An 11,963-nucleotide genomic window follows, 5' to 3' on the forward strand; every position below is an offset into this window, starting at 1 on the left:
TTGTTCGCGGCTTTGGGTAAACGAGATTCGATCGCGATTTTTGGCACGGATTACGAGACTCCTGACGGTACTTGCATTCGGGATTACATTCACGTTAACGATTTGGCATCTGGTCACATTTTAGGATTAGTATATTTGCTAAATGGTGGCAAATCTGATTTCTTTAATTTGGGCAATGGCGGCGCGTTTTCGGTGAAAGAGGTGATAGAAACGGCTCGTCAAGTGACGGGAAAAGAGATTAAGGCGGTTTCGTGCGGCGTCCGGGAGACCCACCTGCTTTGGTTTGCAGCAGCGAGAAAGCCATCAAAACCTTGGGCTGGTCTCCTGAATATCCCGAAATTAAGAACATTATCTCCCATGCTTGGCAGTGGCACCAAAAACGCCACAACTCTTAGTCTTTAAGGTGCAGCGCACCTTACCATTACAGCAAAGTTTGATTGAATTCTTGTGGGGAGTAGGGTTGGGCGTCCCGCCCGCCCCAAAAATACAATATGCTAATAATATCTGCTAAATCGGGACAACTGGGCAACCGACTGCTGCTTTTTGCTAATTTCATTGCTTGGGCGATCGAGCATAATTTGACTGTTCTCAATCCTGCTTTTGACGAATATGCAGAATTCTTTGTGGGAACCGCAGGGGATTTTTTGTGTTGTTATCCTCCTCCATATTTTACCGCAGCCGGTAACAAGTTTGTCAAAAGGAAATATTATAATTTTATTAAGTATTTAAGCAACCAAAAAATATTAAAAACGCAAGAAATAACCCGAAAACAACCTTTTAGTTGGCTCAAATATCAGGAGATCGAACAAATCAAGCAGGGTTCAATTGTTTTTTTTCAAGGCTGGCTATTTCGAGATGGCTGGTTTGTAGAAGATATCCCCTATTTACACAAGTACGCCGACCCGATTAGAGCATACTTTGCACCATTAGAGCGATATAGAATCAATGTAGATCGTTTGATATTGACTTTAAAAAATAACTCTGATATCCTAGTCGGAATTCACATCCGCCAAGGGGATTATGTTCAGCATCAAAAGGGTAGATACTTTTACACAAGTGAGCAATATTTAGAAGTCATGAATTATGTGATGAGGCTATTTGAAGGCAAAAAAATAAACTTTTTGATTTGTTCTAATGTTTCGCAAAATCCGAGTTTTTTTGACGATTTTAACTGTGGATTTGGCAGCGGTCATTTAATTGAAGATATGTATGCTTTGGCTGAGTGCGACTATGTTGTCGGGCCGCCTAGCAGTTATACTATGTGGGCTTCTTTTTATGGAGATAAACCTCTTTATATGATCCGCGATGTCAATAAAACAATTAACCTGAAAGATTTTGTACATTTTTATGAATGGCAAGGAATTTTTCACGGTCGAGATGACTGGAGTGAGAGCTTTTGGGAGTGGACACACTGAGGGAAATATAGCATTTCTCAGTAACATGAGGTACCCGACGTGCATGGGGCATAGGCCTCCGTGGGCATACCTCACCACGCTTGAGAACCGCTATAGCAATCCTAAATGATTCGTGTAATTCTTGTAGGGGCAAAACCCACGCCCGGTTGCCCCGCCTTGACTGGGGTAGGCACGGGGAGTAGGGGTAGCACTACCCCTACATATTTTTACAAATGATTTAGGATTGCTATATAAGTAAATCAATAAGTAAATTAATGAATTCAAATAAATTAGCAGTCAAGGGATTTATCACTATTTTAACTGGTCTTTACTCTTTCCAGGATTGCGTTCATTTTCTGGCGTCTGTCAGGAAGTTTCACCGGGAACCCATTATTATTTTAATAGATAGAGTTCCTCTAATTTTATATCCTTTACTTCACGTGTTCGGAAATGTCATATTGAAACCTGCGCCCTCTAATGAAAATCCTGTTTTAGCGTCGCGGCTAGCTAAGCTGGCTTTGTACGGGGAATCTCTGTTTGAGAAAACTATTTATATGGATTGTGATATTTGTTTGCTGTCGCCAATAGATGAGGTGTTTGATTTTCTTGATGGGGTGGATTTGTTGGTGACGGAAGATGTGCAGCCTGCGATTGCTAAAGCGGCAAATTTATTAAGAGTCAAGCAGGATATTCTGTCAACTTTGCAGTCTGTCGGGTTGCCGCTAAATGAAAATAGCATTCAATACAATGGCGGATTTATCGCTTTTACGAAAAGCAGTAAAACTCAGGAATTGTTTACAAACTTTAAGAAATATTTCGAGATGGTAGTGGCGCATCAAAATGTGCTACTGTTAAAAGACCAGGGCGCTTTTGCGGCTGCTGTGGAATCGGTGAAACCGAAAATGACAACTTTGTCCCCGGTTTACAACTACTTAGATAAGTGGAAAGATGTTTATACGATCGACAAACCGATTAAAGTAATGCACTGCACTTATCCTTACCGCCCTCAATACGCGAAGAACGTGACGCGATCGCTCTTTACTAGAATAGTCGATCGCACGGCTCAAATATTTTTACCAAATCAACTTAACAATCCCTGGCGTTTAAAATAATTAAAGTTTGTTGGCCAACTGCATCAAAAGCAACAAAATTCAGCCCACCATAAAAAAAATTAGCCTCAACATATCCGAAAATTTACCTATAAGAATTATTGCTGGCTTGAATAACAGTCCTGGGTGCATCACTGGTTGATTTTTACCAAAAGACGCGTTGCTGTCCTTTCCCCTGGTTAAAAACCCGGTTGCTTTGGTCGGGAGTGCGTGAGTCCCTATCGCCTTGACAAAAGCTCGGTTAAGCAGGAAAATTAAACAAATGTTTTAAACAAAATACTCAGTGAAAGTTTCATTAGTAGTGAGCGATTTGTCAGGAGGAGGTGCAATTCGTGCTTTTTTATTAGCTCAAGTCTTGATAGAGCTTAAATGTGATGTAGAAGTAGTGGGATTTCAGTTTGGCAAGGACTTGTATGCTATTCCTCCCAGAGACATCCCCGTATGTGCGATACCAGCTCAAAATTATCCGGGGTTTTTGATGGATGCTCAAAAACTTTGGAAAAAAATAGATGGGGATATTATTTATGCAGTCAAACCTAAACCGACAAGCTTTGGGTTATCGCTGCTAAAAAAACTGGCGAGTCGCCACTTTATAATTTTAGATATAGACGACTGGGAACTGAGCTGGTACGGGGGAGATGAATGGCAATACCGTCCCTCTTTCAAACAACTTTATCGAGATATTTTTAAACACAATGGTCAATTGAGAGAACCCGATAATCCCCTCTATCTCAAGTGGATGGAAAGTCTCATTCACCGTGCGGATGCAGTCACCGTTGATACTGAGTTTTTAAAACAGCGTTTTGGTGGTGTATATTTGCCTAATGGTAAGGATACTGCAATGTTCGACCCTGCTAAATACAATCCTGAATTGAGCAGACAGCGTTACGGCTTGTCCGGGTATAGAATCTTAATGTTCCCCGGTGCGCCGCGACCTCACAAAGGTGTTGAGGATGTTTTGATGGCCCTCGAACAGTTAAATGAACCCGATTTAAAATTAGCGATCGTCGGCGGGAGTCCTTATGATGATTATGATGATAAACTTGTGAAACAATGGGGGCGTTGGATTATTAAACTGCCAAGGTTTCCAGTGGAGATGATGCCGTCGGTTGTAGCGGCGGCTCATGTTGTCGTTGTTCCTCAGCGAGAAACTCTCACAGCCGTGGCTCAGTTTCCGCTCAAGCTGACAGATGGCATGGCAATGGCTAAGCCTGTTTTGTCTACGCGAGTGGGGGATATTCCAGAAATTTTAGGAGGAACGGGTTATTTAGTCGATCCTAGTTCTCCCGCTCAAATTTCACAAAAAATTCAATGGATATTTCAAAATTTTACAGTGGCTAATTTACAAGGAATGAAAGCTCGGGAAAAATGTGTAAAAGAATATAGTATTGAAGCAATGAAACCGATACTTTCAGATATAATCGCAGGTATGTAAATGTTATTTAAAAAAAAACTCACGGGAGGAAGAAAAGCTGGCTGTTATTAAAGAATATTTTGAGATGCCGTACTGTTTAGCTGGGAATGCTTCATGTCTGCCAATAAGCTACTCCTAAAATTTGCCAGACGATATCCCGGCAGGATTCTCTTAACTGTGATGCTGGGCTTTTCTGGCGCTTTATTCAACGGTATCAGCACTACTCTGATTGTACCAGTGCTTTTAAGTTTTTTAGAGCACGCTATCGAGCTGCGTGGTGCTCCACCTCTAATTAAAACTTTGATGTATCCCTTTGAGGGAATGCCCGAAAATCAGCGTTTAATGTTGATGACCGGGGCGGTTGTGCTGGCAATTTTCTTAAAAAATGTTGCGAGTTATATCAATACTTTAGTAGCTACTTCTCTGACGCGCTCTCTGACTTTTGATTTGCGAGAAGCAGGTTTGCGGTTGTTGTTAGAAGTAGATTTAGATTTTTACTCGAAAACTAAAGTCGGGGATTTAATTAATAGATTGGGCGGAGAGATTGGTCGGACTGCTAGTGCAGTTGGTACGGCCATCGGAATGTTTACTACGTCAATCACCGTTTTGGTGTTTGTGGGTCTGCTACTTTCTATCTCGTGGAAACTGACGGTGACAGCTACACTTTTGCTGGCCTTAGTTGCTTGGGCAAATCAATATATTATTAACCGTTCCAAGTATTTTGGCTACCTGCTTTCTGAAATGTCGAAAGATTATTCGGTTAGGGTGTTGGAAACGATTACTGGGATTCGGCTGGTCAAGTCAACGGGGAACGAGGAAAGGGAGTATCAGCGGATCAAGCATTTAATTCAAAGGCGAGAACAAGCGGATTTTCAGGCTCAGGTAAATTATGCGGCGATCGCCCCAATTAACGAAGTTGTTAATTTAATAGTTGTAATTTTGATTGTATTTATAGGTCGCACAATATTTGCTAATGAGATAGAGTCTATTTCGACAATTTTATTAACCTACTTATTGGTACTTTTTAGGTTAATTCCTTTAATTTCTCAGTTGAATAGCGGGCGCAGTCAATTTGCTAATACGTCGGCTAGTGTAGAGGTGGTTAATGATTTTTTGAGCTGCGAGGACAAGCCATTTATGCTGAACGGTTCTGTGCCTTACACTCATTTGCGATCGGGAATTCATTTTAATAAAATATCTTTTAGTTATCCTAACCACAAAAATTTAGTTTTGCAAGGAATTGATTTATTTCTACCTCACGGTACTACTTTGGCTTTGGTAGGAACTTCGGGTTCGGGCAAGTCAACTTTGGCAGATTTACTGCCGAGATTTTACGATCCTACTGAAGGTCATATCTCGCTAGATGGCAGGGATTTGCGCGAATTTGAGCTGAAAAGTCTCAGGCAAGCGATGGGTATTGTTAGCCAAGATACGTTTTTATTTAATGCTTCAGTGCGGGAAAATATTGCTTATGCTAAACCCCAAGCGACTGAGGAAGAAATTGTGGAAGCGGCGAAGGGGGCGAATGCTTACGAGTTTATCCAACTATTGCCGGAGGGGTTGGATACTCAAATTGGCGATCGGGGCGTGATCTTATCGGGAGGGCAGCGTCAGAGAATTTCAATTGCTAGAGCCCTGCTGCAAAATCCGGAAATCTTAATTTTAGATGAGGCAACGAGTTCGCTGGATACGGTTTCGGAAAGGTACGTGCAAGCGGCGATCGAGAAATTGAGCTGCGATCGCACAACGTTGGTAATTGCCCACCGCCTCTCCACAGTCCAAAAAGCCCACAAAATCGCCGTGATCGATCGCGGACAAGTAGTAGAAATGGGTTCCCACGAAGAATTGCTAGCCAAAGGAGGGTACTACACTCGCTTGTATTCAGTGCAATTTGCCGAAGAAACCGCTCGCGATGAAGCTCTAATTAGAGGTTCTTACGAAATTCGCACTCGCCTGACTCCCATGATAGCTTACCTCAAATTGCTCGTAGATGAAATGGTAGACTCTCCCGAAGAAAGAGACGAGTTAATCAGAGAATCATTTCACTCGGCTGCTAATATTTTCACTACTTTAGAATTTATAGAAAATACTATTAAGCGTCAGGCTGTTAAAAAGTAGTCAGTTGGCAGTTGGCAGTTGGCAGTTGGCAGTTGTCAGTTGGCAGTTGTCAACAGTCAACAGTCAACAGTCTGCACAGTCAACAATTACTAATTACCAATTACTAACTACCAATTACCATGTCCAAATATTATGTATTTTTTACCCGAAATATCTTGCCGCAACCCAATGTAGCGAGCTTAGTTCAAGTTGCACACTCTGCAAATGCCGCAGCAAATCTCGGTTTACCAGCAGTTTTGGTATATCTCCGCAAAGGCTGGAGTGCTTTGAATCCGGTTGATTTGCTTTTTCCTTTTCAACCCCGGAAACCCGATGACAAACTTGCCACAATTTACAATATTCAAGATAAATTAAAAGTAGCAGATTTACCGATGCCGTGGCCGATCGACTTTTGGGACAGCAAGTGGACGAGTTCCAGTACAATAGTATCCAAATACTATTTACCGATTCACCTGCTTAAATCCACTAAAATTGTCCACACCCGCGACTGGAACTTTGTCAAAGCAGCAGTTAAAAACGGAATTCCCGCTATCTACGAACAGCATCACCATGAAAACAAGCAATTTGAATCAGAAATCGTTCGCAATCCTCTATTTCAAATTGCTGTAACTGTTGCCGATACTGTCCGAGACAGCATGATTAAGAATGGGATGCCACCGGAAAAAGTAATTATGCTGCACAACGGTTTTAACCATTTGTTTCTCGCCCGACAAACAGAATCTGCCCAGAATTGGCGACAGCAATTATTAGAAGATGACAGACAGCATTTAGCAGTTTATGCAGGCGGACTTTACCCGTTTAAAGGTGTTGATATGTTGGTGGATGTGGCTAAGGAATTGCCACTGGTTCAATTTGCGATCGCGGGCGGTGATTCATCCCAAGTAACAGCATACCAGCAGTTAGCCAAATCCAAGCAAGTTAACAACATTAAATTTCTCGGCTACCTGCCTCAAAATCAACTGGCTAGCTTGCTGCAAGCAGCCGATGTTTTGACTCACCCGCACTGTTTGACAGAGGCCGCGACGTTCACATCTCCTTTAAAATTCTTTGATTACATGGCATCGGGAACTCCGATTGTAGCGACGGAGATTGCATCTTTAATGGAATTTAAATCTGGAAATATAGCAGCAACTTGGTGCGAACCGGATAACCCGTATGAATTTGCAAAAAGCATTCGAGATTGTTTAACCAAATATCCGAGGAAAAGCGAAGGTTATGCAGAAACATTGAATTTTGTCAAGCAATTTTCCTGGGAAAATAGGATACAGAAAATTATGGGTTATGTAGATGAGCAAGTGCGATATCCGATAATTCAAAATTCAGTAGGGGCGGGTTTTACCAACAATCATCGCCTCAAATAAACAATCTCATAAACCCGCCCTGCCAAACGCAAAAACCACATTTATTATCAGTAGGGGCGGCTTTTACCAACCATAATCGCCTCAAGTAAACAATCTCATAAACCCGCCCCGCCCACACGCAAAAACCCGATTTATTATTAGATATGAACCCAAAAATTATCGGTACAATCACCACATACCCAGGCATGAACCAAAGCGACTGGCTGTGGCAACAAACTCCCCACAACTTCGGCAAATGGGGCAACATTCAAATGCTCGCCAACCACCCCGAACCAGACTTTTTACTCATGTATCAATTCGACTTTCCCCAACCTTCCAAAAAGCAATCCTGGCTCGACAAAATTCGCCGTCCCAGCCCCCAAAATCCCGAAAATGACGTTCGAGAAAAATTGCGCGGCGTCCCCCAGGAACGGATAATTTACCTAATCCGCGAGCCACCATTACCAGAAGTTATTGAAATTACCAAAGCCAACTACGAACAAGCCAAACTTTATTGCGGTTACGTTTCCGGGCCAGACGATTTCGCACCAAAACCCGATTATATGCCCGCGATTTGGTATCACTCTAACTCGTTTCGAGAACTAGATGAAATGCCTGCGCCACTAAAAACTAAATCCTGTTCTTGGATTACTTCAGGTGTTAGCCGCAGCGCCAATCACCGCCAGAGATTAGACTTTATCAAATTGCTGCAATCAGAAGAATTGGATTTTGACCTTTACGGGCGAAACTTGCCAACTTGGGCGCGCGGGAACGGGACTGTCAACAATAAATGGCACGCCGTGGCACCATACTATTACAACTTAGCTATTGAAAATTATGCCGAAAACGATTGGTATGTCAGCGAGAAGCTTTGGGATGCTTTGTTAGCTTGGTGTTTGCCGATTTATTACGGCGGTTCGGCGGCGGATAAATTGTTGCCGGCGGGGAGTTTTCTGAGGCTGCCGAGTTTGGATGAGAAAGGAGTAGAATTTATTAAAGAGGTTGTAGCTACTGCGGATTATTGGCATGAAGCGAGGGATAAAATTGCTGAAGCTAGACAAATCATTCTCCACGAATTGAACCTGCTTAATTGGCTGTCTAACTTTGTATCTTAGGAAATAGCGCAATGACAGAAAACCAAAATCAACCCAGAGAATACGATGCCGTCAAGGGCGGTGAATCTCAAGTGCCATTCGCTGCGGCTGTTTTAGGCGGGATTCCCGGTGTTAAGAGTCGTTTGGCTTCACCGATTGTCGAGGTGAAAATTGCTGCACTGTCTGAAGCGCTCAAATATGGAGATGCAGGTTTAGATTTAATAATTGGGACACTGCAAGATGAATCAATGAAGGTGAAGTTGGCTGCATACTTCCTCCTGCAAAAGATAGAAGATTTAAAGGAAAAGTTGCATTTACCAAACAATTTGCCTATCTTTGAGTTTGATGTCATCACAGTTGATCCTAAAGGAACAGAAAACAGTCGTAATACGTCCTCTGCTCGCTTCTTCCCAGAAGACTTAGGTAACGGAGTTATGCTGGAAATGGTTTATATTTCAGGTGGCACATTTATAATGGGTTCGCCAGTAACAGAGAAACTTATAGATGATTTTGCAAGGCCGCAGCATGAAGTCACAGTACCGGCTTTTTATGCAGGCAAATATCCCATCACCCAAGCACAGTGGCAAGCAGTGATGGGAAACCAACCCTCCTATTTCAAAAGTGAAAAACTTCCTGTAGAACAAGTATCCTGGAATGATGCCGTCGAATTCTGTAGCAAACTATCGCAAAAAACCGGGAAAAAGTATCGCCTCCTGAGTGAAGCAGAATGGGAATACGCCTGTCGAGCCGGCACAACAACCCCATTTCATTTTGGGGAAACTATTACATTCAATCTAGCGAATTACAAGCAAAATGAGTTCTGTCGTGTTCCAAAATCGCCAGTTAACCGTCGAAAAACAACTAATGTCGGGAGTTTTCCTCCGAATGCTTTTGGACTTTACGATATGCACGGGAACGTTTGTGAATGGTGCAGTGATAGGCGGCACAGTAGCTACATCGACGCGCCTTCTGACGGGAGTTCTTGGGAAACTGGTACAGATGATAACCGAGTTCTGCGTGGTGGTTCCTGGGAAGATGAGGCTCCCTATTGCCGTAGCATGAGTCGTTATTGGTATTTGGCAGGTGAGGGTCACAGATACTGGGGTTTTCGTGTAGCTTGTTCTTTGGATATTCCTATTTCCTAGCCTCCCCCCGATCGCCCTCCTCTACCATTTTACTAAATGATTCGGCGGTTGAAACCGCTTCTACACAAACAAAGTCCGCCTTCGCGGACTAATAGATATGAATGGAATTTGCACGCTTGCCAACGATACAGTTTACGACCAACTAATTGCCTTGCTCAACAGTATTGAAGTTATCTTAGGCTTAAATACTCCTGTCTGTATTTATCCTTTCGACGACCAGATAGAGCAAATCAAAGCTGAAATTGTTAACCGTCCCAACGTCTTTATTTATGAAGATAGCGCATCTATTCAGCGATGGGATAAATTCATGCAAGCAGCCGCACCCGAGCGTTTGAACCGCAAAAAATTCCGGCTTTACGGCGCACATCGGCGCTTTTGCGCTTTCGACGGTCCGTTTGAAAAGTTTATCTATATGGATGCGGATACTTTGGTGATGAATTGCCTTGATGCGGTTTTTCTGAAGTTAGAGGAATCGGATTTTGTGGTTTATGATTTTCAATTTCGCGACCCCACTAAAGTATACAATATTCAGTCACCAAAACTCCTCGAACTTTTTGAGCAATATCGGATAGACTCGGAAATATTTTGTTCTGGATTTTACGCCAGCAAGCAAGGATTGTTTGAGCAAGATACTAGGGAATGGCTGTTAGCTCAACTGCAATCGGGCGATGCGGAAATTCTCTATGAAGGTGCGGGAGAACAGCCGTTGCTCAATTATATGGTGATGAAAACGGGGATGAATAGCTATAATTTTGCTTATAGCCTCCCGGATGGCGAAAAAACTGGGTGTAGCGTCACTTCTAAACATTTTGAAGAGCAAGATAGAATTTTGTACGACAAGGGAAACCGACTTACTTACATTCATTATATTGGTGTGCCGCCGGATTTAATTCGGAGAGTTTGTGCGGGCGAAAATATTGACTTTCCCTATCGCGATTTGTTTCTGCATTACCGCTATCTCCGCGAACCGTCAAAGCGTCCGATTTTTGCCGAAGCGCCAAAGTCTTATACTGAGGTTTCTGGGGCGAATTTGTTAACCAGGGTATTGAGAAGGTTGAGGATAAATGTATGAATCGCGGTATTTATATTGTTGCGAATGATAAGGTGATCGAAAGTGCGATCGCCCTTTTAAACAGCATACGTCTGTACAATTGTCAAGTACCAATTTTTATGATTCCCTTCGACGACAATTATCAGCAAGTCGCAGCCGCACTCAGCAGTCTCCACGGGGTCCGATTGTTCCCAAATCTGGAGTTTGTGGAACAGTTTACCAGAGAAATTGGCCAAATGTTCGATCGCAACTTTTTAGCCCTCCCCAACAAAATGCGAAAACTCGCCGCCTGGTTTGGCCCCCTCGATGAATTTCTGTACATCGATACCGATATCATCGTCTTTGAAGACATCGCAGCCAACTTAAACAAACTATCAGAAGTAGACTTTTTTTGCTGCGACTATCACCACCTCAGCGAAAAACTGCGAAATGTATTTTCACCCGCTGTAAAAGAACAGAATATCTTTACCGACTCACAGCTTCAAGATGTATTCAACAGCGGTTTTTGGGCTTCCAGAAAAGGAAATATTACAGAATCGCAAATGTATGAAATTTTGCGAGAATGTTCGCAGCATCGAGAATATTTTGACTTTACTCAAAATGTCACAGACCAACCTATACTAAATTATATTACTCTTAAGCTGATTCCCAAGCGCTGCAACCTTGTTCAAGCTTCACCAAGCGAACCTGGAAGCTGGGCTGGTTCCAAACATTTTCAAGAAATAGATTATGTTCTTTATGACAAAGGCAAAAGGTTAAAATATATTCACTGGGCGGGAATACCAATTAAATCGGGTAGTCCTTATTGGCAACTTTGGAAACATTATCGTTATCTCAATGAGGAACAACCAAATTTAGTGCAAAAAATATTTCGGGTTTTCAGTAGGTGAGGATAAAATCATATGTGGTATCATGATCAACCAGCTTTGCAGAACAGGCAAGATGCCTGTTCCACAATTCAGAAATTTGGGGGTGCTTTTGACACCAGACAAGCTTTGAAGAACAGGCAAGATGCCTGTTCCACAATTCAGAAATTCGGGGGTTTTTCTGACAGCCAACAAGCTTTGAAGAACAGGCATCTTGCCTGTTCCACAATTCAGAAATTTGGGGGTGCTTTTGACACCAGACAAGCTTTGGAGAACAGGCAAGATACCTGTTCCACAATTCATAAATTTTGTTGTGTTTCTGACAGCCAACAAGCTTTGGAGAACAGGCAAGATGCCTGTTCCACAATTCATAAATTTTGTTGTGTTTCTGACAGCCAACAAGCTTTGGAGAACAGGCAAGATGCCTGTTCC

The 11,963-nt window shown here is 42.6% G+C and carries 10 protein-coding genes and 1 pseudogene; all 11 read left to right on the top strand.

Annotation, left to right across the window (positions count from 1 at the left end; all coding sequences use genetic code 11):
• Positions 1-395, top strand: a pseudogene (locus tag QUB35_RS27605) (UDP-glucose 4-epimerase GalE); the annotation flags it as partial.
• Between the two features lie 96 nt (positions 396-491).
• Complete coding sequence (locus QUB35_RS27610; RefSeq protein ID WP_333144824.1) at positions 492-1,415, top strand: alpha-1,2-fucosyltransferase; 924 nt, start codon at positions 492-494, stop codon at positions 1,413-1,415.
• Between the two features lie 254 nt (positions 1,416-1,669).
• Positions 1,670-2,506, top strand: coding sequence for a hypothetical protein (locus tag QUB35_RS27615; RefSeq protein WP_333144825.1), 837 nt, complete (start codon positions 1,670-1,672; stop codon positions 2,504-2,506).
• A gap of 280 nt (positions 2,507-2,786) precedes the next feature.
• Complete coding sequence (locus QUB35_RS27620) at positions 2,787-3,938, top strand: glycosyltransferase family 4 protein (RefSeq protein ID WP_333144826.1); 1,152 nt, start codon at positions 2,787-2,789, stop codon at positions 3,936-3,938.
• A gap of 93 nt (positions 3,939-4,031) precedes the next feature.
• Positions 4,032-6,035: an ABC transporter ATP-binding protein gene (locus QUB35_RS27625; RefSeq protein WP_333144827.1), complete on the top strand. Its 2,004-nt coding sequence runs from the start codon at positions 4,032-4,034 to the stop codon at positions 6,033-6,035.
• Positions 6,036-6,154: 119 nt separating this feature from the next.
• Positions 6,155-7,396 carry a glycosyltransferase family 4 protein gene (locus QUB35_RS27630; protein ID WP_333144828.1) on the top strand — a complete coding sequence of 414 codons (1,242 nt, stop codon included), beginning with the start codon at positions 6,155-6,157 and terminating at the stop codon, positions 7,394-7,396.
• A 143-nt stretch (positions 7,397-7,539) separates the two neighbouring features.
• Positions 7,540-8,490, top strand: coding sequence for a glycosyltransferase family 10 domain-containing protein (locus QUB35_RS27635; protein ID WP_333144829.1), 951 nt, complete (start codon positions 7,540-7,542; stop codon positions 8,488-8,490).
• Positions 8,491-8,501: 11 nt separating this feature from the next.
• Complete coding sequence (locus tag QUB35_RS27640) at positions 8,502-9,614, top strand: formylglycine-generating enzyme family protein (protein ID WP_333144830.1); 1,113 nt, start codon at positions 8,502-8,504, stop codon at positions 9,612-9,614.
• Positions 9,615-9,711: 97 nt separating this feature from the next.
• Positions 9,712-10,686: an Npun_R2821/Npun_R2822 family protein gene (locus QUB35_RS27645; RefSeq protein ID WP_333144831.1), complete on the top strand. Its 975-nt coding sequence runs from the start codon at positions 9,712-9,714 to the stop codon at positions 10,684-10,686.
• Positions 10,683-11,555 carry an Npun_R2821/Npun_R2822 family protein gene (locus QUB35_RS27650; RefSeq protein WP_333144832.1) on the top strand — a complete coding sequence of 291 codons (873 nt, stop codon included), beginning with the start codon at positions 10,683-10,685 and terminating at the stop codon, positions 11,553-11,555. The genes QUB35_RS27645 and QUB35_RS27650 overlap by 4 nt, the downstream gene beginning before the upstream one ends.
• A gap of 12 nt (positions 11,556-11,567) precedes the next feature.
• On the top strand, positions 11,568-11,963 hold a 396-nt coding region (locus QUB35_RS27655; protein WP_333144833.1), incomplete at its 3' end, for a hypothetical protein.

This window comes from Microcoleus sp. B13-B6 (assembly GCF_036705405.1).
Classification (GTDB): Bacteria; Cyanobacteriota; Cyanobacteriia; order Cyanobacteriales; family Microcoleaceae; genus Microcoleus.